Source organism: Methanocaldococcus vulcanius M7 (assembly GCF_000024625.1).
GTDB lineage: Archaea > AGJL01 > Methanococci > Methanococcales > Methanocaldococcaceae > Methanocaldococcus > Methanocaldococcus vulcanius.
Window position 1 is genome coordinate 1 of the sequence record NC_013407.1, and the last position, 26650, is coordinate 26650.

Genomic DNA, 26650 nt, shown 5'->3' on the forward strand with positions numbered 1-26650 from the left:
CTATTAAAATCAGCACGGATCGTGATGGAAACTATTGAGATAACAGTTTTAAAATCAATTTATCTTTAATTAAAATCAGCACGGATCGTGATGGAAACATATACTCCCTTGTGTTATTCAAATTAAAAGGTTTAATTAAAATCAGCACGGATCGTGATGGAAACGTATTCTAATATCTTATTTATTATCTCTTTATTACATTAAATTAAAATCAGCACGGATCGTGATGGAAACGCATTTAACGCAAAAGGAGTGCAGCTATATTGCAAATTAAAATCAGCACGGATCGTGATGGAAACATGCTATCATCTAAAAATGTTTCTAATATTTCTCTAATTAAAATCAGCACGGATCGTGATGGAAACTTAATGAGATTATCAATATTAATCTCTGATTTTTTAATTAAAATCAGCACGGGTCGTGATGGAAACAGTGTTGATATCCAATTTAAGTTTAAGCCTCCAAAATATTAAAATCAGCACGGGTCGTGATGGAAACCTAACTGGCTTCAAAACCAAAATATTCTCTTTATTAGCTAATTAAAATCAGCACGGGTCGTGATGGAAACTGAATAACTTCTGCTGTTTCATACAAATTTTATAATAATTAAAATCAGACATCTTCGAGGATGGAAACAATATATCTCTTAAATTATTTACAGACGTTCTATTTTTTCCACAAGAAACAGAATAAATATATATTCAATTACTACAAATTAAGTTTTTAGAAATTCATCAGATGGGACTATGTATGTTATTATCGTTTATGATGTGAATGTTGCGAGAGTGAATAAAGTAAAAAGCTTTTTGAGGAAGCATTTAAATTGGGTTCAAAATAGCGTTTTCGAAGGGGAAATAACAAAAGCAGAGTTTGAAAGAATAAAAGATGGAATCTTGAGAATTATTGATGAAGATGAGGACTCAGTGATTATCTATAAATTTCCATTGGATTTTATGCCAAAAAGAGAGATTTTGGGTTTAGAAAAGAACCCAATTGATGATATTATCTAAAATTAACTAAAATAAATTAAAATAAAAATAATTATTAAAACCATGCAACTAACGGCTCATATTTCTTCTGCCCAACTAAGTGTTTAACCAACTTATATGCCTCTAATCTTATCAATCTTCTCTTTGAAACATTCTTTTTTAATTTTGGATGTTGAACGGTTTTATCCATCTCTCTGTTTAGGTGTTCTAAAACCAACTTCATTCCATCTTCATTTAGTAAAACACCATTTAACTCCTCCCTAAAATGCTTTTTCTGGATAATTCCTTGCTTAACTAATCTGTTAGCCAACCTATCGGCAATCATTGGTTTAAATATCTCACTTAAATCTAATGCCAAGGAAAACCTCCTCTCATGTGGCTCGTGTAAATAACTAACAGTTGGCGTTAGTTGAGTATTATAGAGTTCAGTTATTATAGCAGGATACAAACGGGAGTTTAAAAAGCTTATTAATGCATTCATTTCATTTTTTGGTGGCTTTCTTGTTCTTTTAATTATTTTAAATCCATCTGGCAAGGTTTCATCCCATAGATTATAATACTCTGCCCTAACTCTCCCCTCTACGTTCATAACTTCTGTTATTTTATTGCAGTTGTTTAACTCTTCAATATAATTTTTAAATTTTGTCTTATTTTTGAATTTTAATAAATTCCACTCCATATTTTTTATTCCTCCAATGACAAACAACTTTGCCAACTCTAATCTCTTATTCTTATCTAAATAATGTTCAACCTGATTGACTACTAAATAACCAGAGTGTAATGACTCCCTTGGATAAAAACTTCCATCATAATAGCCATAGTGGTTAAAGAAATGCACAGCAATGCCTTTCTGAGCTAAATAATGGAGAGCTTGGGAGCTGATGCTAACCTTTCCATATATGTAAATATCATAAATTCCCTCAATAGCTAAGGGCTTTTTACCTCTTGCATTTTCAAAGTAGATTGTATTTTCTTTTCTAAATAAGTAGCCGTCTGATAATAAAGTTAAGGATTTTTTCCTCATAATTTCACCTTAAATAAAACATAATTCATAATAAGCACAATTTTTGCAAATTTTCTGATACCATAGGGCTTCGCCCTATTGGCACAGGGTTTTCACAGCTTTTATATTATATTGTAAGGAATTTTGATGCCAAAGGCATCCTTATAACCATAAAAAGTTTTATTCCTGTGAAAGCCCTGTGATACTCAGGATGCACTGCCTCGCTTTGCTCGGCAGTGCCTCTTAGATTACTTCATAACAATCGCTTAAATAAAACATAATTCATAATACGCACAATTCTTACAGATTTTCTGATAAATTGGCTCTGGAGGTTCTTTTAGTGATTTTATATGCTCAATTTCTCTTATTGCTCTATTTATCTCTTCTTTATCACTTTCTTTTAACTCAATCTCTTTAATTTCTTTAAGTTTTGGATAATGCAAGATTGCTTTTGCTTTTATTCCCAAATTGTTTAAATAATAGATGTAATACAATGCCTGCATGATATGGGCTTTCTCCATCTGTTTGCCTCTCTTTACTTCATGAACCTCAATAATATCGCTCTTTTTGATAAAATCAATCTTTATACTGCCTATCTGAATTTCTTTCTCCTCTCCAAAATAACTTTTTTCATGTAAAAACTTCCCCAAATCAACAAAATCACTCTCTTGCTCCATAGTTATGCCTCTTACAAAATACCAAAGCTTTGTCTTGCATACATAGAGGTAGTTTATCTCAATGCCTTTGATTAAAAGTTCTTTTTCAAGGTATTCTTCACCCATATTAAACACCAATTAAAAAACTTTAAAGAATGTCATCACACCAAACTTCACCATAATCTACAACTAAATCAAAGATTTCAATTCTCTTTTTTGAGTATATTGGAGCAAGTAATTCAATATCTTTAACAAGCTCTTCAAAGAGAGTTTCATCTTCAAAGTATTTTTCTTTGTATATCTTCCAACTCTCAAATTTTTGCAGAAATATGTCTCCAATGTAATCAGAATATAAAAATTTGAACCATTCTCCTTTGTCGATTCCTCCAATGGTTGAAGGGTAATCTTTATCGAGTAAAGAAAACGTTATAATCCCCCTAACAACACATTCTCTCTTCTCCCTAAAATCCCTAATAATAACAGTTCTATTCTCTTTATTAACTTCAACAAAGGCATTATCTAAAATCCACAATAAGTCATATTCTGTTTCTTTTCCATCTTCATAGATAACTTTCCAAATAACGCTATCTCCTCTAAACCTTATAAATGAATTTTTAAAACTTCTCCACCACTTTAGCAGTTCTTCCCTAACATCCTCATCAACAATTTCTTCATCCTCATCTTCTTCAATTCTCTTTATTTTTTCGTTTAGATGGTAGAAAACCCAATAATATGGAAATTTATCTCTCAAAGTTTCGAGTTTTTCTTTTCTCTGATATGTTAATTTTTTATCGTATTCTTCCATTGAGTTAAGAACACTCCAAAGAACTGCACCGCAAAATTTAGGAACTTTATCTTTTTTGAATTCTCTATCCTCAAATGCCTTTTTCATTAAATCTACAAATTCGTAATAGTTTAATTTTTCTTTTTTGATTTTGTTAAAATGTTTCTCCAAGTTATTGAAGATTTTTGTTATTACTGTGCAGTATATTTTGCATTTTTCCATTCCCCTTCCAACTCTTCCAATTCTTTGCATAAAATTCCTCAAATACAATCCTGAATCCATAAAACATAAAGAAACCGGATAATTAACCCCCACTTCTGCTTTTGATGTTGTTATTATGATATCTGTTTTGCTTAGAATTTCATCTAAATTGTTGTTATTTTCTTCTCGTGTCTGCAACCCTGTATTAACCCAAACCTCTGCATCAATCTCATTCTCAATAATATATTTCATTCTCATAGCATCTCTCAAAGAATTAAAAATAATTAAAATCTTCTCATTGTTAGAGATTGCTTTCTCTATAATATCCTTAATATTTTCCTTTAATCTTCCATCCTCAATCAAATGACCAAATAAACTCCTTTCTATACGTTTTGAGATTTTTATAAACTCAATTTCCATTTCTCCTTGAATAACCCTTCCTTCATTACTTAATGGTTGCTCAATGATTTCTGGAGTAATTCCATTCTCATTTAAGAACTCAATTAAATTCTCTTCTGGTGTTGCAGAAACAAAAAACCATTTTATCTTCCCAAATAACTCTTTTGTCATTAAAAACCAAATTAAAATGTTTGCTATTTGCTCTTCATCATACAAATGATATTCATCGAAAATAACATAATCCAACGCATTAAAGAAGGCAGACCAATCTGGAAAACCTTTTAAATGTCTAAATTTCTCATTTTTTCTTGGTAAATGATAACCGCTGTTTATCATATAATTTAGAATATCTGGATTTGTTACTGCAATTTCACAGTTTTTTAATTTTTCTATTAGCTCTTCTCCTCTTTCTTTTCCCTTTTTTGTTAATGTTTTTCCAGTTATTGTCTCAACCTTAATTCCCTGCTCTTTTAATGTTTTTTCAATATCTTCTGCTAATGCATTTGTTGGAACTACAATCAACCCTCTTCTGGAAGTTAGATAATTGTTATCTTTTGCATATAGGATAGGAAATGCAAAAGAAAATGTCTTCCCTGCACCAGTTGGAGCGACAATAAAATAAACATCCTTCTCCAACTCAGCAACATCTGAATAAAATATCTCTTGAAATTTATGCAACCTAAATCCTTGTTTAATAACCTTATCTCCAAAAGGTAAACATTTCTTTGAAACCCTAAATTTTAAAGATTCCATAAGAATCCCCTCAAAAAAAAAGAATTAGTTAGAGAAAATCTTTTCCAAATCCTCAACTTTGAATCCCGTTCCAATAATGTAGTGAGATAGAACAAATCTTAACATCTGAGATTCCTTTAACTTCACATCTTTACCAAATATCTTCTTAATTGTGTAGAGATTTAGCCAGATTTCCTCTGGTTTTTCCTCTTTTTCTTCAAATAATAAGAGGCACTCCCTACCAACTCCTATCCTCAAAGTAAATGTTTTTGGAAGCTTGATGTCTTCAAATGTCAATAAAGATGCCTCAAAAACCGAACCTTCCTTTATTCCCTGAATGTGGAAATAATTTTTAAACAGCCCTTTTCCCATTTGCTCAATTATATCTCTTCTAACCATATAATCAGAAATTTCCGATGTTTTTCTCGCAAATATTGGAGTTTTTTCATAGTATATTGGTCTTCCAATAGTCCAAACAAATCCAAACTCCTTAATCTCTTCATAGTTAGGTTTATCTTTTATTTGATAAGTGTATTCTCTCTTCTTTGCCAATACAAAATTTAATGCATAATCCAATGCAATATCACCAATAAATGGCTCTGTTGATGCAACCCCTCCCTCTGTTTTATTATAACAAAATAAAGGAGAGAGAAGAGTTATTTTATAATACCTGAGCATATTAGACACCCATTTCTTCTAATAATTTTTTAATAACATCTTCTTTTTTGATGATTTTACATTCAACTAAGTAATTTATACAATCATTTAAATGCTTCAAATAAAGTTGTCTCAATTTTTCTTCATCTTTCAGATATTCATCAATTAACTTTAAGAGTCCCTTTAACTCTTCATTTTCAATTAATTTGGATGAATTTTCTCTTAGTTTATTTTTAACAAACTCTTTTACGTTCTCAAAATTTACTTCTTCATTAAACTCTTTTGAAATTAGATAGGATGACACTGGTGGTTCAAAGGTATCCAATGCTATTGCTATAATCTCATTTTTCATATTTGCATCCATAACATTTGATTGAGATCCATATCTTGTTGTTTTTAAATGAGATATTAGAGCATGGATAAACCCTTCTGGTGTTATGTCATAGAACGTTATAAACTGTGGGAAATAAACTCCTGGTTTGATATATTGAATTCCATACAAACTCTGCCTTTGGGAACCTTCTTCTTTATCCCACATTGTTCCTTCTTCACTTAATGCGTTATGAGTTAGTTCCTCTGTTATCTCATCTTTATCTCTAATTGAATATGCCCATTCATAAATAACTCTTGAAGGCAATCCAATAGCATCATTTGATTGTGTTACACTATCTCCAAACACTATGGAGTTTGGATTTGCTAAATGTTCTTGCTTATCAATAAAGTTATATTCAATCTCTGGATGAACTACTTTAAATTTTCTACATAAAACTAATCCTGTTAATTTTTCCCTTGATTTCAATTTTCTTGATGGGATGACAACCACATCTTTATTACCAATTGTTGTGCTTATAACTTCATCTGGCTCTGTTGAACGATTAATTAAATAACCAGTTGTAGTTCTTATTGTTGCTACTTTTATCACATTTGGAGTTCTTTTTGTGTATGTCTCTTGGAAATATTCTTTTGGGATTATTGAATAGAGTTTTTCTCTAAACTCCTTAACAACATTCTCATCATACTCAACATATTTTTTGTATCCAGTTTCAACTAACTTCTTTTGCTTTGCCATTGTCATCACCTCATTTATTGAGTTTCTTCTTGATTAGTTCTTGCACTTCTTTTTTCTCTTGATTTTGCATCATAATGGAATGCAAATGCGTATATCCAATATCTAAGCTCTTTTTTTGATGGTAATTTGTCGTTCCACAACCCTTTAAACAATTCATCATACACTACTTTACAAAATTCCTCGATTTTCTCTTTCTTGCTTGGATATGGATACTTCCTATAAAGCATTCCAGCCATCATGGATTTTATCTCTTCATCACCATATCCCCTCTTTACCCCAGTTTTTAAAACCTCCAAAGATTCTCTAATCATTGATGTCTTTGATGATGCACTACCCTTAGCCCACTCTATATCTGAAGCAATATCTGCCAATTTTTCAATAATGTTCATTTTTTCCACCCCAATTCTTTGATTTATAAGATTTAAGTTGTATTTTTCAGCAAATGAGTGTGGGTAGTCCAATTTAAACAAATAGAAGTAAAATGCCATAGGATTATCAGCATAATCATTGAATAATGAAATCATATAATTGTCTGATTTTGAACCTCCTTTTAATGTATAACCCAATCTCCAAAGCAATTCAAACTCATCTCTAATTTTTTCAATTTCATCTATCCTAACTTTATCCCATTCTAATTTTTTGAATGATTTTGGAGCATAATCAAATATTATTGTCTCTCTTTTTGCCTTGTCTGGATTAAATGGATATGTTAGATAAATCTTAAAACCTGTTTCATAGACAAAATCCAAAATTCTCTTATAGAATCGTATAAACTCGATTTGTTTAGATATATCCACAAAACCCATTAGGAATGGGGATAATTGTTCTTCTTTTTTCACATTAAACCCATAAACTGCACTTATAAACGATTTAGCATCATTCATTAGATTCCCTAATTTTTCTCCAACACTTTCAACATATTTTGTTAAATTTTCTTCCATCAATGGGACAAAGTAGTCATAAGCATCAATATAAACTGCCTGAACATTTTCTTTTTTACCAAAAATTAGTTTTCTAAATGTTATTTCAGTTAAACATACTGAGCAGATATTCTTTTGAGTATTACCTAAAGATACAACGGTTCTATTTGTGAATCCTCTTGGTTTAAATCCAAAGCATAAGTTTGCTATTGCAACTGTTTTTGTTTCCCTCCCGCACAATGAACACATATTCTTTTTTGAACCAATATCCTCAAATTTTATATCTTTAATCTTTTTTCCGTTTAAATAGGCATATCCAAGTAATTCATTAATAATTTCTTTCAAATTAGCCCTCTCAGAACCGCCATAATTCTCATTTAACAATGTTATTAAATCAGCCAGCATTTCTTTTTCATCAAATCCTTTTTTTGTAGCAATGTAAAGATGTAAATACTTTTTTAATGCGTTATCTTTGCTACTGTTTATTTTTTCAACTATTTTCCTGTCTAAACCAAATGTTTCATCGTTTGTTTTGAAGTATTTATCGTTAAACTTTGATTTTAGTTTATTAACTTCCTTTTTTCTACTTTCATTTCCTGTAAGTTTGTATAGAAAGGTTAATATTGCAAATCTTTTCTTCTCTTCATCATCAAAACCTTCAAACTCTTTGGTTAAAGCATCTCTTATTTCCTCATCAGAACTAATTCCTCTATAAAAATATTCAAATCCAAAATTACTGATAATCTTTTCAATTAACTTTAAAACATTTTCTTCACTAATGTCGATAAACCTAAATATATCCAGTTGTGCTTTGTCCCTATTAACTTCGACCATTTTTTCAATGTTTCTGTATAAGAACTCTTCAAATGATTTTATCAAATAATCTTCATCTATTTCCAAATTTCCTTCGTAAATAAATCCTCTTGGAGAAATAACATGGCAATCTACACTTTCTCTTAATCTTTCAACAATAAACCTTGCTAAAACCTCATAAGGAATTTCATCAAAGTAGAATACATTTACATCCACATAATTTCTCAATTTTCTCCAAATTTTTAATAAATCATTATACTCTCCAATCGGAATAGAAATACTATCAGCTAAATGAATAATTTCAATTAAATCATCTTTTATTAATCTGTTAAGCCCTCTCCTTGTTGGTAATTTGTCATCTGGAATAATAAATCTTGTTCTCTCCTCTGTTGCCAATACAAGATACTTCACAATCTCTTTTTCTTCTTCATTTAGTTCAATTTCTAAATCTTTCAAATCTTCCTCAAAATATTTTTCAACAGATGTTTTTAAATCAATTTCATTGTGCAGTTTATTTATATCATGAAATGTAAATGCGATTAATAGACATTTTAAGAGCATTTTTATGTCTTCATCTTCGTTATTTTCATTTATTAAACCTTTATTTAGCCATTTGTTCTCTAAAACTTTTAAAGAAGGAATTATTCCATTTAAAATATGCATTGGATAACTCATGTCTGGTAAATCCTCCCCTCTAATTTCCCCGCTTCTAACCTTTTCTTCAAATATTCTGCCCCCTTTTGCTGGCTTTAATCGATATTTTTTAAATAAATTAATAAATGCTTTACTAAAATATACTTTTGTTTCATTTTGAAATAGTTTAGTTTTAAATATCTTTTTTGGTTTCACTTTTATTTCCATAATGCCACCATTTTTTGCATCCTCAGTGGTTTAAAATATAAAGTTTGAGATATATAAGTTTAACTATTAACTTTTTTGGTTAAGTTTTTATACGCAACTATAATAAGACATAACTTAACAGGCACTATTAGAACAGATATTTTGGGATACCCATGAAAACACATATAATAAACATAGGATTCCATATAGAGCATATTTACAAACCAATAGCAGAGTATGGAGCGAAAAAAGTAATTCTTGTATATTCAAAGGATAAAGAAGAATATGTAAAAGAAGACGACTTAAAAAAAGTTGATGAATCATTAAAAAAGGCAGAAGAGTTATGTAGTATGTTGGGAATTGAATGTGAGAAAGTTAAAATAAAAGGTATTGAGTTTGAAAAAAATGTTGAAGTTTTGAGAGAAATTATAAAAAAAGAAGATAAAGTAATTGTAAATATCACTGGTGGAAGGAAAATTACATCTCTTGCTCTTCTATATGCTTCACTCTACGAATTTGATAAAGTTTATAAAATTGTTTATGTACATAAAAAGAGAATTATTGAGTTTCCGAAAATAGCTCATCCATTTAAATTAACAAATTTTGAAAGAAAAATTTTAGTATCATTAAATGAAAGAGAAAAAACAATCTCTGAATTGGCAGAAGAATTTAATGTTTCTTTACCAGCAATAATTAAATATGTAAATTCTTTAGAAAATAAAAATCTAATAAAAACGGAAAAAATTGGCAGAAAGCGAATAGTAAGGTTAAATTAATTAGAATGTATTTTAAGCCAACTAAATTTTTGTTTTGAGTTTTTTGTTTTTTAAATTTTTATCTTCAATATTTACAACCATTCCAAATCCCATACTGTTTTTTTCTCCGAAACCGCACTCATAACCGAATTTTATTAAATCATAGTCCCCCCAGATCTTAAATACCATTTCAGAGCACCTACAATAGACCCCCTCTTTAAGCTTCATTCTTTTTGGCTTGTATTTCAAAATTTCGAATTCGAAATCAAGATCACATTTATTGTTGTGGAATAACTCATATTTCTTTTTTAGATTGTTCTTTAAGTTTTCATAAAATTTAGAGTTGTTGGGTAATAAATCATAAGTTTTTAGACCCTCTTCTGTTTCTAACATTGTTTTTAAGTAAATGGGAGATATGGTCTTTAATATATCAAATTTTTTAGGGGGAGAGAGTATTTTTGCTTTGTTTATCAAAAATTCGATAGTTCCGACTCTTAATTTTCCATCTTCCAATAAACCCTCAACAAAATTTTCGATAAACTCACTATTTGGAGATGAAACATATAAATAAGCTTTTCCATCGATGGTCTCTATACCCTCAGGTCTTATAACTCTCCTTTTAACTTGTAATAAAGAGAATGTAAAAAATTTGAAGTTTTGGAAATTGTGTAATCGGTTTGCATAGGTTGGATTTACTGATCTGATTTTATCATATATTGCCGAAGCTAAATAATACTGGTGGTTGTAGGGAATTACTTTAAAGTTTTCAGTTTTTAATTCCAATTCAATCCTCATAATGCCCCTCTATTCCTTTTTAATTTTTTAATTTTTTTAGATTTATTTTTTAGATTTTAGATATTTATTCATGCTATCATGATCCATACTTAACATTTTATCGTAGAGATTTTTTTAACATATTTTTAAATATATTTTTAACAATTTTTATAGTTAAATTCTATAAATAACCATTGGGAAAAATTTTAAATACAGTTTAAATATATATGTTTTGAAATTTTTTAAGTTTTTATCAGTTTTTAATTTTAGGACTTAAACTCTGTTAAGGGATAAATTCCCTTTTTCATAATTCCTATTTCTTTCCATTATTTAGGATCTAAAACATGTTTGGTGTTAAAGATGACAACAGTAATGAAATTTGGTGGAACTTCCGTTGGATCTGGAGAAAGGATTAGAAACGTGGCAAAAATTGTAAAAAATCGAAAGAAAGATGATGAAAATGTGGTAGTGGTTGTTTCAGCGATGAGTGAAGTAACCAACGCACTGGTAAATATATCTCAACAGGCATTAGATGTTAGAGATATTGCAAAAGTAAACACATTTATAAAATTTATAAAAGAGAAACACTTTGAAGCAATAGAAAACGCAATAAAATCAGAAAAAATTAGAGAAGAAGTCAAAAAAATAATAAATGGAAGGATAGACGAGTTAGAAAAGGTTTTGATAGGAGTTGCTTACTTAGGAGAGTTAACCCCAAAATCAAGAGATTATATTTTGTCGTTTGGAGAGCGGTTATCTGCTCCAATATTAAGCGGAGCATTGATAGATTTAGGGGAAAAATCCATTTCGTTAGAAGGAGGAGAAGCAGGTATCATAACTGATAATAATTTTGGAAACGCGCGAGTTAAAAGATTGGAGGTTAAAGAAAGATTATCTCCATTATTAAAAGAAGGAATCATCCCAGTGATAACAGGGTTTATTGGAAATACTGAAGAGGGATATATAACAACATTAGGTAGAGGAGGAAGTGATTACTCCGCCTCTTTAATTGGTTATGGACTTGATGCGGATATTATAGAGATATGGACAGATGTTAGTGGAGTTTACACAACTGATCCAAGATTGGTTCCAACTGCTAAGAGGATTCCAAAAATAAGTTATATTGAAGCAATGGAGTTGGCATACTTTGGGGCAAAAGTTTTACATCCAAGAACAATTGAGCCAGCGATGGAGAAAAATATCCCAATATTGGTAAAAAATACATTTGATCCAGAGAATGAAGGGACATTGATAACGAACGATATGGAGATGAGCGATAGCATAGTTAAGGCAGTATCTGCAATAAAAAATGTTGCTTTAATAAATATTTTCGGAGCAGGAATGGTCGGAGTTAGTGGAACAGCAGCAAGAATATTTAAGGCATTGGGAGAGGAAGATGTTAACGTTATATTAATAAGCCAGGGATCTTCTGAAACAAACATTTCACTTGTGGTTGGAGAAGATGACGTTGAAAAAGCATTAAAAGCATTAAAAAGAGAGTTTGGGGATTTTGGTAAAAAAACATTTTTGAATAATAATCTCATAAGAGATGTAAGCGTCGATAAGGATGTTTGTGTTATTTCAGTTGTAGGGGCAGGAATGAGAGGAGCAAAGGGCATAGCAGGGAAGATATTTACTACGGTCTCAGAGAGTGGAGCAAATATAAAGATGATCGCTCAGGGATCTTCGGAAGTGAACATATCGTTTGTTATAGATGAAGAAAACTTATTAAACTGTGTTAAAAAGTTGCATGAAAAATTTATTGACAACCAATAAAAAACTTGGGATTAAATTTGTTTTGATTAATTAACAGGGTGAAGATATTGAACAACAAAGAAAAGGCAAGAGAGATCTACAAGAAAGGCGTAGAAATTGGAAACGCTGGAGATGTCGAAAAGGCCTTGGAGTATTTTAGCAAAGCAATTGAGTTAGATCCTCTCTACAAAGATGCATACTTTAACAAGGCATTAGCACTTAGAATGTTAGGTAGGTTGGATGAAGCAAGGGACTGGTTTCTTAAAGGATTAGCAATTCAAGAAAAATTAGATTTAAAAAGTTTAAAAAAAGAAAAAAGTAATCATCTTAAATGAAAACAAATTCCAGAAGGAATTTTTTCAACACCTCTTTCAGTTCCCAAGATTATTCCATCAAGATCTATATCATAAACTTTTCCAGACACGTATCTGTTATTTGGGAGCATTATCTTAACAAATTTTCCAATTGTTAAAGAATAACGCCTATAAATAGAAAGAATTTCATTTTCATCTAAATCTCTATTTTTAATTTTTGAGATATAATCTTCTAAAAGTTTTAAAATTTCATTGAGAAGTTCCATTTTGTCAATTTCTTTACCACAAATATCCTTTAAAGAAACTGCAATTTCTTCGATCTCCTTTCTTATTGTGTTGTTGACATCTACGCCAACTCCAACGATCACTCTATCTCCACATCTTTCAGTTAGAATTCCACAGATCTTTTTATATTTTCCATTTACACAAACCATTATATCGTTTGGAAATTTTATTCCGATCTTATCTTTGTTATTATTTGGAAGATATTTTTTTAGAGTTTCTAATACACAAATTGGTGCTAAAATGTTAATAATCTTTGGATCGCAGGTTTTTACATCCAATATTAAAGAAAAATACAGCCCCCCTTCGTCAGAATACCAAACTCTACCCCATCTCCCTCTACCGCTACTCTGCCTCTCGGCCACTATAACTACTCCACTTTCCCCTTCTTTTGCAAGTTTTTTAGCATAATTGTTTGTTGAGTCAAGTTCTTTAAATGAAACAACCTTCATATCTCTCACTTGATTGATAATTCTTTTACTTTGTTTTTTATATCTTCACTTTCCATTATTGAAGATCCTATTAAAACGGCATCAGTAAATTTTAGAATGTAATTTAATTGATCTTTTGTGTAAACTCCACTTTCCCCAATTTTTAATTTATTTTTTGGGATAAGAGGGGAGAGTTTTTCAGTTGTCGAGAGATCTATCTTTAATGTTTTTAAATTTCTATTATTTATCCCTATAATCTCAGCTCCTGCTTCCAAGGCAGTATCTAATTCCTCCTCATTGTGTATCTCAACCAAGCATTCAAGGTCATTTTCTTTTGCATAATCTAAAAACTCTCCAAGTCGATCTTTTAGTGTAGAAACAATTAACAAAACCGCATTTGCCCCTATCTCTCTCGCTACTTCTATCTGGTAGAAATCAATAATAAAATCCTTCATTAAAATTGGCACATTAACCTTTCTTGCAATAATTAAATTCTTATAACTTCCTTTAAAGTATTTTGGCTCAGTAAGAACTGAAAGGGCTGTTGCTCCTCCTTCTACCATCTCATTGGCTATTTTTTCAACATCTTCATGTGATATTTCTCTAATATCTCCCTTAGATGGAGATGATGGTTTTATTTCGGTAATTAATGGGTTTTTATATTTTTTTGCATTTTTTATTTCCTTTGACAATTTCAATTTACGCTTTTCTTCCAACTCTAAATTTAATTCATTAATAAAATCTTTTAAAATCCTGATTGTGTTATTTCTCTTCTCAATTTCGACTATTTTTTTTCTATTTTCTACGATTTCATCCAATACTGACATAACTCTCAACCACTTTTATTATTTAAGTCAATAAGGTAAAAAATAGCAAAATCGGGAATACCAAATTTAGAATCGAAAAATTAATAAAAAATAAATAAATAAAACAAATTATTCCTCTGGTTTTTCTTCTTTTTCTTCCTCTTTTTCTGTCAACATGCTTTTAAGTGGAGGAGTTTTAGTTTCTTTCTTCTCCTTTATAAGTTTCTCAATAATAACATTTTTTGGAGTTATTAAAAGATGCTCATCTCCCAAAGCCAAAAGCATTCCTCCAAACTTAGCGACTTCATTTCTCATCTTTCTTATTATTTCCACAAATTCATCGTCTATCTCTTTTTCTAAGTTTGGAGTTTTAGCTATAACAATGTAGCCAGCTTCTGCTAAAACTATCGCGTTTATTGCATCTTTTTCATCCTCTATACTACATACCTTTATCGTGATTTTTTCCTCTTCCACAGTAGATATTGGAATCTCTTCTATCTCTTCTAAATAGTCATCTATTGATACAGGGCTTGGTGTTGATATATTTTCTCCTCTTCCCTTATTTAATAACTGCTTTAATTTTTTTAACATTGATCCTCACCTTTTTAAGTATTTAACTATTGCATTTATGAGATCTGGAATTCCTTCGAGAGTTTTTGCAGATACAAATATTGGCGAGTTGTTTAATCTCCTCTCAACATACTCTCTCAACTGTTCTTTCTCCTCTGCATTTAATAAATCACATTTATTAATTACAACTATAATAGGTTTTTGGTATCTGAATTTTAAGATGTGGTGTAATTTCTCAGAACTTCTCAGCAACCCAACCGTACCATCAATTATATGCAAGATCATATCTGCTTCATTTATCTCTTTAAAGGTCTTTTCTAATATTTTAGGAGTCATAATTGGAGATTGGCTATCACTTTTTGCATAGAGCCCTCCAAGATCTACAAAAATTAATTTCGCGAATTCTGGCTCTTCCTTTACTCTACCAATTTTAAACTTTCCCCAATATTTTTTTATAGGCATTTTAGTAGTCCCTGCAACTTCGGAAACCATAGAAACATGTTTTCCAAACAGAGCATTCATTATGGATGATTTTCCTACATTTTCCGCCCCTACAATTGCTATTTTAAACTCTTGCATAGTCCCACAAGATTTTTATACCTATTAATTAACCTAATTAATTAATATCAATATTCTCTAATTTTTCATAATTTTTTACATAATTTAAGATATTTTCCAACTTTAAGCTTTTTAATAATAAGTATTTGATACGTTAGGTAAAAACCCAAAACAAAATTTAAAGAATATCAATGTCCTCACACAATTTTGGAGCCAATGAATGATGCTCTGCCAACCCCAATGCCGAAACTGCACCGATAATTCCCCCTTCTCCCTTAACTGGGACTATTTTAATATTATTTCTTAGAGCTATTGATTTTGCCTCTTCCAATTTTACCATTTCCTTTTTTGCCTTTAACGCAAAGAGTTTCATGCTCTTAGATGGAAATAATCCATAATAAACTGCCATTGCTGTTTCATCAGATAAACTCTTTTTTTCCAATATTTTTTTAATAAACCTATCTAACTTATATTTGTATTCCGGATAAACAGCAAAACTTAAAGCAATAGAGACACAATTTTGTGTTTTATTTGGATTTCCAGGATATAATTGGACGATAGTATGATCTAAATAGTATCCGAGATTTTTTCTCTCAACCTCCAGCCCAATTTCATGAGCCAAAACCCAGGTTGCTCCTTCTTCTTTTGTATCAGTATCATCAATTCCAACAATGACCTTTTCCATCTTTGGCGTTATTACCTCAGCCCTTCCTAATTTTGATCCTCCACCCCTTTCAAGCACTTTAACTTCAAGAACATTTTCAGCCCCTTTTCTCAGTTCAGTGCCAACACCGCCCCCTGCCAACCCAGCATAAACAATATGAACCTTATTATCTTCAACATACACCTCCTCTATTCCAGCCGCTGACAGTGAAGGGACTAAATTTAACTTTTCTTTTCCTATCTTACTTACAAAATGATGCTTATTCCCCTCTCTCCAAGCTGATAAAATTAGTGGAGAGGTTCTTTTATATTGATAAATAACCCATTCGCTTCCATTGGGACAAGGATGTTCTTCAACCAACTCCACGAGATTTAAGGCATCATCTACCATTGCAATGATCCTTTTATAGTGTATTGACATATGATCACCAAAAAGTTTTTTATTAACTCTCTTAAATAACTAATTTGGCCTATAAACAAAATTATGACAGAATCCACATTATTACAACAATAATTTTATAATCTTTATCAAATTATTTCATAAAACTAATTATGTAAGCAGTATATATAACTTAAGGATAATTAAACTTTTCACAATAAACAAAATCAAAATCATGAAAAAGTGTGGAAATATGAACATTCTAAGACGAGGAAGATTAGGAAATTCAATAAAAGAAGATGTAGCAAGATATACAACAAGTTTAAGCTTTGATAAAGAAATTTTTGAGGCAGACATTTTGTGTGATATAGCCCACGTGATAATGCTCTATGAACAGGGGATAATAAAAAAAGAAGACGCAAAAAAGATTATTGATGGTTTAAAAGAAATCTATAAAAAAGGAATGGAAAATCTAAACTTAGATCCCTCTCTGGACGATATACACATGGTTATTGAAAGTGAGTTAATTAAAAAACTTGGAGAAGATGTAGCTGGAAGAATGCATACTGGAAGAAGTAGGAACGATGAAGTAGCAACAGATCTACGGCTTGCTTTGAGAGAGAAGGTTCTAATAATTACTAAATCATTAATAGATATGTTAAAGAATATTTTAAATTTAGCTGAGGAACATAAAGAGACATTAACAATTGGATACACACATTTACAGCACGCTCAGCCAACAACTTTCGCTCATCATCTATTAAGCTATATTTCAGCAATTGAAAGGGATATTTTAAGGTTGTTAGATACCTACAAAAGAATAAATATCTCTCCATTAGGTTGTGGGGCAATGGCAACGACTGGATTTAAAATAGATAGAGAGAGAACTAAGGACTTGTTGGGCTTTGATGCTTTAATAGAAAACTCAATGGACGGTGTTTCAGCAAGGGACTTTATATTGGAAGTTATGGCTGACTTATCAATATTAGGAACAAACTTATCAAAAATTTGTGAGGAGTTAGTTCTCTTCTCAACTTACGAGTTTGGAACTATTGAAATTGCTAATGAGTTCTGTTCAACCTCTTCCATAATGCCTCAAAAGAAAAACCCTGATGTGGCAGAGATAGCAAGGGCTAAGCTATCCACGTTAAATGGGAATTTGATAACTGCTCTGACCATTTTAAAAGCCCTTCCTAACACTTACAACAGAGATCTGCAAGAGATAAGTCCACATTTATGGAATAGTGTTTATACAACAATAGACACAATAAAAATGATAAACGGGATGATAAAAACAATAAAAGTTAATGAGGAGAGAATGAAAGAATTATCTAACGCAAATTACTCAACAGCAACAGAGTTAGCTGATACATTAGTTAGAGAAACAGGAATTCCATTTAGAACAGCACACGGCATCGTTGGAGAAGTTGTTAGAAGAAGTATAGAAGAAAAAAAGGATATGATTGAAGTTATCTATGATGTTTTAGAGAAATATAATTTAAAAGTTGATGAGGAAAAAATAAGAAAGGCATTAGATCCTTATGAAAACGTTAAAATGAGGGATGTTGTTGGAGGACCTGCTCCGAAGGAAGTAGAGAAAAGGATAAAGGCATTTAAAGAGAGGTTAGACAGATATGAAAAAGAGGTTGATGAGAAATTGCAGAAAATAAATAAGGTTAAAGAAACACTCTTAAATTATGAGATCTAATTTAACTAACCTAATTTTTATTTTCTGCCCATTGAATATACAACAATAATCAATATTGTTAACAACACTGCAATCACAATCCCCCCATATTCTATAACAATCTTTTCTTCTCCATTATCTCGCATTTCAGGAGAGAAATTTTCTATACATTTTTGATTATCAAATAGATAGAGCTTTTTATAAGATAAAGCAACAACATACCTTCCATCAGAAGATATTTCTACCTCCCCACTAAAATATTTAGATGGATACTCCCATAAAACCTTTCCATTGCTACCATTTATCATATAAAGTCCTACTTTTTCAGATATGTAGGAACAACTCGTATCGTCATCATAAAAAGCAATATACTTGCCATCAGGAGTTATTGCAATATCCATTCCTTCGTATGCATCAATTTCATATCTCCACAGAGGAGTTAAATTTTTATTCAAACAAAGCAAAATCTCCCCACATTCAACGATTACATTACCACTATTCGTTAATTTCACATATAGGGGGATATATTTTAAATGTTTCTTTTTTATTAAATTTCCTGAGTAATTTAATAAATATAATTCCCAATCATCCCCTCCAGCACATATAAATCCCATGTTTGAGTTTATCGACACCGATTCAACACATCCATCTGTTTGATACTTCCACAGCAAACCAGATCTATTGAAAAAGTAAATATTTCCATCTCTACTACCAACAACAAAATATCTTCCATTTTTTGCAGTATCAACAGAACTTATAGTGTCCTCTGCTTCATAGTTCCATAAAACGCCTTTATTTCTATCTAATAAACATGCATGCCTTCCAACGCCAACAAGGATGTATTTTCCACCAGAAGATATAGAGAGTTTTGCATTTCCTATATCAATTCTATATTTTTTCAAAAGATCTCCTTTATTATTGAAAACACAAACATATTCTCTCCTTATCCCAAATTTATATGTGGATTTAACTGCTGTAATGATATATTTTCCATCACTCGATATTTTTAGATCGTCAATATGTCCAAAATTGGAAAAATTATAATACCCCATCAATGTTCCATTTCTGTTATAAAAGTAGATTCCCCAACAATCAGAAATCCCCTCATTTGAACCGACAACAATACAACTCAAATCAGGAGTTGCAGATAAAACTCCTCCATAGTAATTACAATCAACCAACCATTCAGGCGTTATTTTTGCAGAAACAACCAACAATACTAACAAAATTAAAAAAATTTTTATAGAATTCTTGAAAATAAACTCCATGATCTCACATATTGCTTTATTAACAAAATATTTAAGTTATTTAACAAATTTAAATAATAGATAAAATCATCCCCCTCCAAAAATACAACACAGCCAAAATCCAAAGGATTAAAATTAAATAACCCTCTTTCTTTTTCATTTTGTAATTCGATACTGGATAAAAAGCCCTGACTCCTGCAGGTGTCATGGTATCTCCAAATATATGAGATAAATATCCAAAAGCAACAGGTAAAATATAGTGATAAAGTCCAGAAACTCCAAGTTTTAAGTTTAAAATATCTAAAACAGCCCAAGCAAAAATTGCATACATCATAATCCTTCCAAGAAGTGCTTCATTTGTAACCATCAATAAAGAAATAAGTCCAGCAAAAACTGATGAGATAAATGAGAGTTTGTAAGATAAATATCCTAAAATAGATGATACAAATATCAGAGACCAAAACGTATGAGTTAAACCCCTATGCTCCGAAAAATATGGAATTAGATATATCAAAAAAACTGAAACTCCTAAAATAAACAATTCTATATTAAACAACTTTTTATCAAAAAAATAAAGTAAAATGTTTATAAAAACAATTCCTCCAGATATTAAAAGCCCTCTTTTAACAATATCCTCTTTAACATCATGATCTAAATCAGGATACAAAGCTCCAGCTAAAACTAAAAATATCTGTTCTGGAGAAGAGATGAACGGCAATCCGAATATTATCCCTAAGATTGTATGTCCCTTCCAATTCATAAAAATCCCTTATAATTTTATCCTATTACAACCTCTCCCTCTTTTAATCCAATGGTATTTAATCCTTAATAACTGATTCTCTAATAATTTCTTTTTTCTTTCTCAATAGACATAGTTTTATGTTTAAAGTTATCAAATCCTTAGTAATTTTAACAACTGCCTCAAATTTAATAAGATTTTTAAGCAAATCATACTTATCAACGTTAAATAGTTTCGAAGCATTAAGAATTTCAATTCCTACAACATCTTCATTTTCATCAAAATCAATTAAAATATCATCCAAATCCAAATTCCTTATAAACTAACATATTATCATTTTCATAATCGTAATCTATTTTAACTTTCATATTTTCATTCCTTTCAACCAAACTTTTAAAAATAAAATTTTAAATTAAAAGCTCAACCTTACCATCTCTAAGCTTATTTAATATTTTCAAAGCAATGTTTGGAATAAAGGTTGTTATATAAGCCTTATCTGCTTCTAATGCCTTTCTATCATCTCCGTTGCATGGATATGCATTGATATCAGCATCATTTAAAATCTTAATAGTGGCTTTTTCTACCCAGCTATCAGCATCTGAAATATAAACCTCCTCCGCCTTTTCAGCAATTGCCCAACTTATATACCTTCCTCCAATCAATCCAACCTTTTCAGCTGAAATATCATCAATTGTCTTATTTACTTTTAATTTTCTACATAGATTACTCTCCTTTATAGCTGCCCAGTGTGCATCTCCCAAATAAAACCCTCCAACGTTATGAGGATAAATATTTCCTTTTAAAAACTTGTTTCCTAAGGCAATTGCTTTAATTATATCCTTATCTACAAAACTTGCATTAACATTTCCTGCTCTTATTTCCTCTTTAATTATTCTCATAACTCTTCTTAAACCAAAGTTTCCCCTCTTTGCAGTTTTTGGAGAGTAGCCACACATATACCCATGATGATTCAATGGAAAGCCCGTTAGTATTGTATTTAGCCCACTCCTTAAACCAACTCTACATTCATCCTCATAAGCTCCGTTTGTTGCCACAACCCCTCCATTAACTAAAATCCTTGAGACAGCTATTGATTTAGCAAATGCCTTCAACCTATCCTTAGCCCTATTAAATGGAGCCCCTTCAACAACGAACACATCAACATCTAAGTCAATGCATGCTTTAATGCCTGATATTAAGTCATCATGTCCATCTCCAATATGAAAAATTCCTTCTAAACCCTTGCCATATTTTTTGGCTGTCTCTGCAACAATCTTCATCTCCTCTAATGGAGCTGCATGCTCCTCTCCACCCTGCTCTTCAACAACATTTACACAGACAGTTGAAGCCAATTTTATCCAGTCCTCAAATTCATCTTCATGTTCTTTCTCCTTCTCTATCAACCTTTTATGAATCCTATCTCTTGGACAGCCCTTAAACGGTGGTCCTTTAAAATAACAATCCCCATAGCAGTGAGTTATTTCCTTTGGAAACCTCATAGCCCCATACATACCAAAGTGGTCTATATCTATCGGAACATCTACCTCATTTAAAACCATCTTTAAAACTTCTATTGGCTTTAATCCCTCTCTTTCAGCAATATCTGCCACTGCATAACTGCATATATGAATTGGAAATCCCATATAATCGGTTAATATACAGTTTTCAATAAACTGAGTTAAAGTTAAAGATGATGAACACGGCCCCACAGCAATCTCAACCAAATCACAGCCCATTGGGAATGTTCTTAAATTACTTCCCAACTTTTGAATTTCTTCCAAGGGTAAATCATCAACTGCATCAACAACCTCGATTATATCGCTCTCTTTTAATTTCCCTTCATTTAATTTTTTTATAATCAGTTTTCTTAATTCTAATGCTGAATCTAAGCTATTAACCGCCTCTTTTATCAAATCCCTCATAATTTCACCAAATTTAAATTATGGCAATTCCCTCCCTAATTCCCTTTCCAACTATACTTATCTCATCCTTTCTTCTCCCATATTCTTCTTTTGTTAGGGGAATTATATCAACATTAACATCCAAATCATATAGCTCATAAATCTCCTTAGACCTTTAAAAATGGCATACCTTTGAAGTAATCACTAACTATAATCAAATCATAATCACTTTCTTCTAAATAATCTCCTCTTGCTCTTGAACCAAATAAAATTATTTTATATGGTTTAAATTTCTCTTTTAATCTATTGATGAACTCTCTAATTTTTTCATCTCCTCTAAAATCCAATTTATCACCTTTTTTGCATTTCCAATTTATTTATAATCTGTAAATACCTATCCTCAATCCTCTCAACCAATCCTAAATCATAGTTGTGTGTTTTTAGGATTATAACGTTTTCTATATTTTTCCCATCAAATAAATAATCTGGAATTATTAAAATGCCATCCTTTGAGATTTTTAAGCCCAAATCTTCAACAACTTTTTTAATAAATTCGGTCTTTGGATTAATCTTTATATTTAACTTTTTAATATTTTCAGATAATTTTTTTATCTCTATCCCTTTATGTTTTAAAAATTCAATTGAGTTATTTATTTTTTCTTCATCTCCAATGCCTAATTTTTTTAATTCTTCTAAACTCTTAATTAAGTCAGTAAAAGTTGCTGATTTAACTTCAAAAATCTCTGCCTCTGGATTTAACTTTTTTACTCTCTCTTTATATCCCTTAGATATAATTAAAAAATCACAATCAACCTTGCTGTTGTAAGGATCAACTATTTTAAAATCCTTTAAACCAATTAAATCAGCAATCTCCTTATACATCTTTGTTATTCCAATCTTCATAGTTCCACTTATTAGATGTTTTATCTAAAACTATCTCTTTTGGAATGCCTTTTATTTTTAATATTGGTTTGTTATCTGTCTCCTCTTTCTTAACATCTCTCCAATCATAAAATGCAAATCCATCAACAACAACAACTCCATTCTCATAAACAGAGATGTTGTGAGTTTGTTTAAGATTTGAAATTATAAAACCTAAGAATAGTATAAAAGATGTCAAAATATGAATTAAAATAAAATCATTAATAAAATAACAAACATAATAATAAACAATATACGCCCCTACGGCTATAAAAACCAATCCTGAAAGTGTATAAATCCAACTACCTATCTTTGCTTTTGTTCTGAAAATAAATCTTCCTTTATCTATTTTTTTGGTTTTTTTATAGGAGTAATATACAGGAACGGTATAAAGTATAAAAATCCCAGTAATAATTCCCAATAAACAGGCAAAATTTAACTTCTCAATAAATCCTAAAAGACAGTATATAACCGCAAATATTATGCTATTTCCAAGTATGTATGCATAATAGGGATTCAACTTCATAAAAATCACTAAAATGACTTTTACTCTATAACGTCCCTTATGGCATACCACTTCTTTATAGAAGTTGGTTTAATAATCCCATTAACAACATCATAAAACAGTATCTCATTTTTTATCAAAAACTTAACCTCTTCAAAAATCTCATCTTCAAAATCATCAATACCTACTCTTATCTTATCTTCAAATTTGCTTAAAACTTTTAATAAACTCTCTTTCCTATCTTTATTTGATTTTAATAGATAAATTAACCTATCTTTCTCAATATTTATCCACTGTCTTATAGTTTGTTCGACAGACAAGCCAAGTTTTTTATTATTTATTAATTGAGAAATTTCATAAGATGACGGCTCTCCGCCCTAAAGGGCGGAGTTTCGGGAGAGCAGAGGTTTAAACCTCACCCTCCCTGGCTCCGCCAAAGCCACTACCCCTATCCCTTAACGGGACTCGGGGCTACCTCCTCTCAACCGTTAGCCCCCAGCGGTGGGATTTTCGATACCGAAGCGAAGCTTCGGGTAGCAAAATCGAAGATTTTGCCTGAATCCCACCCATAATAACGTGGACTGGGGGCAATAATTATTATATCAAATCGGATATATAAGATTTCCCCGCCCGCCTCCCCTATCTCCGAGCGTAGCGAGGAGAGTAATGAAATCCGAAGGATTTCATCTGAATTCATCACCGCCCTAAGCAGAGTTTCTTAGCGACAACTAATGGTAAATATTTTTCAACTTTTGCAACTCATCTATAATCAAAATTGGTTTCTTCCCATCTTTTATAACCTCACCAAAATGATTATACTCTATAACTTCCTTTATAGCCCATTATTTCTTTAATTTATAAACCTCTAAATATCTTTTATACCTTTCCCAGTCCAACTTTGGATTTAAGCCCAAATCAGTAATCATCTTAACAACTTCCTCTAAATTTCCTGTCTTTGGATTTCCTACTCCTTTTATATTCAAAGGATGATTTTTAGGAATAACCGTTGCTACATTACTCGCTCCTCCCAACAAAGCAAACTGCATCAACTCAGCTCCAATCGTTGGTGTTGGTGATGTAATCCGTATATTTGGAAATATTAGTCGAGTTATAGCGATTGTTTTTGCCTGCTCTAAGGCAGAGCATTTTGGATGATCTCCCATTGGTGTTCCTTTGTAAGGATTAAATCCCATTATTGGAATTTCCCCAACATTTAGCTCATTTTTTAAATAAAATAGGTGATTAACTCTATCCTCATAACTCTCTCCAATACCAATCAATAAGCCAGTAGATAACTCAATATCATATTTATTAACCAACTTACAGACATTTATTCTATCTTCCAACTCCTCTCCCGGCTTAACTTTTTTAAAAAGATTTTCATTTATTGTTTCTAAATTACAGCATATTGTATCAATTCCATATTTTTTAAGCTCTTTTATTGAGTCCTCTGTTAAATCAGCCCCGGCATTAACTAAAACTTCCAAGTTTGTGTATTTTTTAACTATCTTTAAAGCTCTTATCACTTCTTTTCCTTGATAACCATGTGCAGAAGAGCAACTAACTCTTTTTATCCCACTCTCTTCAATGGCTATTGCTGATTTTTTTATCGCTTCATCTGTTAATCTAAACGGCTCATAATAACCTTCTTTTGAAGTTCCAGCAGCAAAACCACAATATAAGCATTTAGGATTTACATGGCAGATGTTGGTTATGTGAATTGTTGATGTGATCTCAATCTCTCTTTTAAAATAATCCCTAACTTTTGAGGCAATGTCAAATAATTTTAAATAGTCCCTCCAATTATCTATTTTAAATAATCTTAATGCTTCATCCTCATCTATAAGTCCATTTTTTATAAATTCATTATATTTTCTTCTATTTTCTAAAAATTCTTTAAACTCTTCTTCAATTTTTCCAAATACCATTAAATCACCAAATATTTTTATTTCCTTATTTTATAAACATGTTTCACACTTTTATATTTTTATTTCACATTGACATTAATAATCTTTAATATTTTTCTCGACTTTAATATTTGTGATGTATTTTTTGCAAAAAAGAAGCAATTTTCCTGTAAATTTTTAATGAATCTTTTAATAGAAAAAATGAAAAATTACCCTATAAAAAATAAAACTAAAAAATTAGAAATAAATTGAATGGGTTATGATTTACTTTGATTTATTCCTTTTGAGACATTACTTCACATTTTGTTTTTCCTTCTTCTTCAACTACTTTGTGTTTTTCTAAGACCTTTAAAGCGGTTGGTAAGATCTCTGCCAATGGACCGAAGCACATACTATCAGCAGTTCCTAATAAAGCAGCTGGATCTAATGCTTCTTCCATATTTGCAATTCCTTTCTCCTTCATTAAGTTGTGTATCTGAGTTAATGCCTCATCAGCCATCATTTGAGCGAAGTCAGCTGGAGCTCCTAAGATCTTTGTAACTGCATCTCTGTAAGCTAATAAACCAGCATAGACAGTTGCTGTAACAGCTGAACACATATCACAGACAGGACCAATCAAGTTAGCTGGCATTTTAAATGCTTTTCCTCTTGCCATTTTTCCAATTTCATATAATTTATTAACTGCCTCTTCACTTGCATAACCTTCTGCAATATAAACCTGCCCCTTCATCTCTGGAACGCATCCTGGGTGGTAGGAGGTTATGTTTAAGTCATCTCTTCCTAAGTCCTTAAAGATCTTAGCGAATTTTGTTGTTGGAATTGTGCATGCGTGTGTAACAATAGCCCCTTCTGGAATTGCATCTGCAAATTTCTTAATAATGTCTGGCTGTTTGTTTCCTTTTGGTAACCATGTTATAACAATATCTGCCCCCTCAACTGCCTCTTTATCGTCAGCAGTTATCTTTAATCCAACATCTTCTGGATGAACTAAGTGTATGTTTGCTTTTGGTGGTTTTGGCAACTCTTTTGCTTTTGCTTTAACAACTTCTCTGATTTTTGGCATTATACTTTCTGGGTTTCCACTTAAATGAGCTTCCATAACTTCTTTTGGATCAAATTCATCGATAACAACTAATCCCGGCTCCTCAGCAAAGCATGGATCTGCAACTACAACCTCTTTAACTTCTGGAACTAAGTGTAAAAGCTCTGCTCCATAGGTTATGGAGGAGTGTGTTAAAGCAATTTCTGGCTTTCCTACTTCTTTAGCAACTTCACATGCTCTCATAAAGTTGGTTATTCCTGCTGCTGCGTGAGTTCTATAACATCCTGCACCTAATATTGCTATTTTCACTCTATCACCTTTTTAATTTTGAGAACGATATGTAATATTATT

The 26650-nt window shown here is 31.1% G+C and carries 26 protein-coding genes, 1 pseudogene and 1 CRISPR repeat array; of the genes and pseudogenes, 5 read left to right on the top strand and 22 right to left on the bottom strand.

The window, feature by feature from the left end:
* Window positions 1-2: 2 nt before the first annotated feature.
* Window positions 3-568: a CRISPR direct-repeat array (repeat unit 30 nt; unit sequence ATTAAAATCAGCACGGATCGTGATGGAAAC).
* Window positions 569-746: 178 nt separating this feature from the next.
* The gene (gene cas2 / locus METVU_RS00005; protein WP_012819420.1) at window positions 747-1010 is read left to right on the top strand and encodes a CRISPR-associated endonuclease Cas2; all 264 of its coding nucleotides are present in this window, start codon (window positions 747-749) and stop codon (window positions 1008-1010) included.
* A gap of 34 nt (window positions 1011-1044) precedes the next feature.
* On the opposite strand, the gene cas1b is transcribed toward cas2, so the two are convergent.
* The 6 genes from cas1b to METVU_RS00035 form a co-directional block, all read right to left on the bottom strand.
* A complete protein-coding gene (gene cas1b, locus METVU_RS00010; RefSeq protein ID WP_012819421.1) occupies window positions 1045-2013 on the bottom strand; it encodes a type I-B CRISPR-associated endonuclease Cas1b in 969 nt (322 codons plus the stop codon).
* A gap of 245 nt (window positions 2014-2258) precedes the next feature.
* On the bottom strand, window positions 2259-2774 hold the full coding sequence (cas4, locus tag METVU_RS00015) for a CRISPR-associated protein Cas4 (protein WP_012819422.1): 516 nt from the start codon (window positions 2772-2774) through the stop codon (window positions 2259-2261).
* 22 nt (window positions 2775-2796) lie between these two features.
* Complete coding sequence (gene cas3, locus METVU_RS00020) at window positions 2797-4785, bottom strand: type I-D CRISPR-associated helicase Cas3' (protein ID WP_012819423.1); 1989 nt, start codon at window positions 4783-4785, stop codon at window positions 2797-2799.
* 24 nt (window positions 4786-4809) lie between these two features.
* Entirely contained in the window at window positions 4810-5442 is a 633-nt protein-coding gene (gene cas5d / locus METVU_RS00025; protein ID WP_012819424.1) for a type I-D CRISPR-associated protein Cas5/Csc1, read from the bottom strand.
* Between the two features lies 1 nt (window position 5443).
* Window positions 5444-6490 carry a type I-D CRISPR-associated protein Cas7/Csc2 gene (gene cas7d, locus METVU_RS00030; protein WP_012819425.1) on the bottom strand — a complete coding sequence of 349 codons (1047 nt, stop codon included), beginning with the start codon at window positions 6488-6490 and terminating at the stop codon, window positions 5444-5446.
* 14 nt (window positions 6491-6504) lie between these two features.
* The gene (locus tag METVU_RS00035; protein WP_012819426.1) at window positions 6505-9084 is read right to left on the bottom strand and encodes a hypothetical protein; all 2580 of its coding nucleotides are present in this window, start codon (window positions 9082-9084) and stop codon (window positions 6505-6507) included.
* Between the two features lie 152 nt (window positions 9085-9236).
* Between METVU_RS00035 and csa3 the strand changes: the two genes are divergently transcribed.
* Window positions 9237-9839: a CRISPR-associated CARF protein Csa3 gene (csa3, locus tag METVU_RS00040; protein WP_012819427.1), complete on the top strand. Its 603-nt coding sequence runs from the start codon at window positions 9237-9239 to the stop codon at window positions 9837-9839.
* A 21-nt stretch (window positions 9840-9860) separates the two neighbouring features.
* On the opposite strand, the gene cas6 is transcribed toward csa3, so the two are convergent.
* Window positions 9861-10613: a CRISPR-associated endoribonuclease Cas6 gene (cas6, locus tag METVU_RS00045; protein ID WP_012819428.1), complete on the bottom strand. Its 753-nt coding sequence runs from the start codon at window positions 10611-10613 to the stop codon at window positions 9861-9863.
* Between the two features lie 339 nt (window positions 10614-10952).
* On the opposite strand from cas6, the gene METVU_RS00050 reads away from it, so the two are divergent.
* Together METVU_RS00050 and METVU_RS00055 are read left to right on the top strand one after the other, a co-directional pair.
* The gene (locus METVU_RS00050) at window positions 10953-12368 is read left to right on the top strand and encodes an aspartate kinase (protein WP_012819429.1); all 1416 of its coding nucleotides are present in this window, start codon (window positions 10953-10955) and stop codon (window positions 12366-12368) included.
* 47 nt (window positions 12369-12415) lie between these two features.
* The gene (locus tag METVU_RS00055; protein WP_245528140.1) at window positions 12416-12682 is read left to right on the top strand and encodes a tetratricopeptide repeat protein; all 267 of its coding nucleotides are present in this window, start codon (window positions 12416-12418) and stop codon (window positions 12680-12682) included.
* Here the strand turns inward: METVU_RS00055 and METVU_RS00060 are convergent.
* The 5 genes from METVU_RS00060 to mmp11 all read right to left on the bottom strand — a co-directional run bounded on the left by METVU_RS00060 (window position 12670) and on the right by mmp11 (window position 16392).
* A complete protein-coding gene (locus METVU_RS00060) occupies window positions 12670-13395 on the bottom strand; it encodes a biotin--[acetyl-CoA-carboxylase] ligase (RefSeq protein ID WP_012819431.1) in 726 nt (241 codons plus the stop codon). The two genes, METVU_RS00055 and METVU_RS00060, sit on opposite strands and share 13 nt — an antisense overlap.
* Window positions 13396-13400: 5 nt before the next feature.
* Complete coding sequence (locus METVU_RS00065) at window positions 13401-14201, bottom strand: indole-3-glycerol phosphate synthase TrpC (protein WP_012819432.1); 801 nt, start codon at window positions 14199-14201, stop codon at window positions 13401-13403.
* A 108-nt stretch (window positions 14202-14309) separates the two neighbouring features.
* Complete coding sequence (sepF, locus tag METVU_RS00070; RefSeq protein ID WP_012819433.1) at window positions 14310-14771, bottom strand: cell division protein SepF; 462 nt, start codon at window positions 14769-14771, stop codon at window positions 14310-14312.
* A gap of 6 nt (window positions 14772-14777) precedes the next feature.
* Window positions 14778-15329 (bottom strand): Era-like GTP-binding protein, encoded by a 552-nt coding sequence (locus tag METVU_RS00075; protein WP_012819434.1) that lies wholly within the window; start codon window positions 15327-15329, stop codon window positions 14778-14780.
* A gap of 157 nt (window positions 15330-15486) precedes the next feature.
* Entirely contained in the window at window positions 15487-16392 is a 906-nt protein-coding gene (gene mmp11, locus METVU_RS00080) for a methanogenesis marker protein 11 (RefSeq protein ID WP_012819435.1), read from the bottom strand.
* A 211-nt stretch (window positions 16393-16603) separates the two neighbouring features.
* Here mmp11 and argH point away from each other — a divergent pair, with 211 nt between their 5' ends.
* On the top strand, window positions 16604-18058 hold the full coding sequence (gene argH, locus METVU_RS00085) for an argininosuccinate lyase (protein WP_048196622.1): 1455 nt from the start codon (window positions 16604-16606) through the stop codon (window positions 18056-18058).
* A gap of 17 nt (window positions 18059-18075) precedes the next feature.
* Here the strand turns inward: argH and METVU_RS00090 are convergent, their stop codons facing one another.
* From METVU_RS00090 to hmd, 10 genes and pseudogenes are all read right to left on the bottom strand, one after another.
* Window positions 18076-19305, bottom strand: coding sequence for a PQQ-binding-like beta-propeller repeat protein (locus METVU_RS00090; protein ID WP_012819437.1), 1230 nt, complete (start codon window positions 19303-19305; stop codon window positions 18076-18078).
* Window positions 19306-19354: 49 nt separating this feature from the next.
* The gene (locus tag METVU_RS00095) at window positions 19355-20044 is read right to left on the bottom strand and encodes a metal-dependent hydrolase (RefSeq protein ID WP_012819438.1); all 690 of its coding nucleotides are present in this window, start codon (window positions 20042-20044) and stop codon (window positions 19355-19357) included.
* A gap of 58 nt (window positions 20045-20102) precedes the next feature.
* Window positions 20103-20327: a DUF2283 domain-containing protein gene (locus tag METVU_RS00100; protein ID WP_012819439.1), complete on the bottom strand. Its 225-nt coding sequence runs from the start codon at window positions 20325-20327 to the stop codon at window positions 20103-20105.
* Between the two features lie 103 nt (window positions 20328-20430).
* Window positions 20431-21945, bottom strand: coding sequence for a 5,10-methenyltetrahydromethanopterin hydrogenase cofactor biosynthesis protein HmdC (gene hmdC, locus METVU_RS00105; RefSeq protein WP_012819440.1), 1515 nt, complete (start codon window positions 21943-21945; stop codon window positions 20431-20433).
* A gap of 146 nt (window positions 21946-22091) precedes the next feature.
* Window positions 22092-22271: a nucleotidyltransferase domain-containing protein gene (locus METVU_RS08800; protein ID WP_012819441.1), complete on the bottom strand. Its 180-nt coding sequence runs from the start codon at window positions 22269-22271 to the stop codon at window positions 22092-22094.
* Window positions 22272-22275: 4 nt separating this feature from the next.
* Window positions 22276-22827 (bottom strand): hypothetical protein, encoded by a 552-nt coding sequence (locus tag METVU_RS00115; RefSeq protein WP_012819442.1) that lies wholly within the window; start codon window positions 22825-22827, stop codon window positions 22276-22278.
* Entirely contained in the window at window positions 22799-23371 is a 573-nt protein-coding gene (locus tag METVU_RS00120) for a hypothetical protein (RefSeq protein WP_012819443.1), read from the bottom strand. Before METVU_RS00120 ends, METVU_RS00115 begins: the two co-directional genes overlap by 29 nt.
* 20 nt (window positions 23372-23391) lie before the next feature.
* A pseudogene (locus METVU_RS00125) lies at window positions 23392-23709 on the bottom strand (ATP-binding protein); the annotation flags it as partial.
* 483 nt (window positions 23710-24192) lie between these two features.
* On the bottom strand, window positions 24193-25278 hold the full coding sequence (gene hmdB, locus METVU_RS00130) for a 5,10-methenyltetrahydromethanopterin hydrogenase cofactor biosynthesis protein HmdB (RefSeq protein WP_012819444.1): 1086 nt from the start codon (window positions 25276-25278) through the stop codon (window positions 24193-24195).
* Window positions 25279-25531: 253 nt separating this feature from the next.
* Window positions 25532-26608: a 5,10-methenyltetrahydromethanopterin hydrogenase gene (hmd, locus tag METVU_RS00135; protein ID WP_012819445.1), complete on the bottom strand. Its 1077-nt coding sequence runs from the start codon at window positions 26606-26608 to the stop codon at window positions 25532-25534.
* Window positions 26609-26650 lie beyond the last annotated feature (42 nt).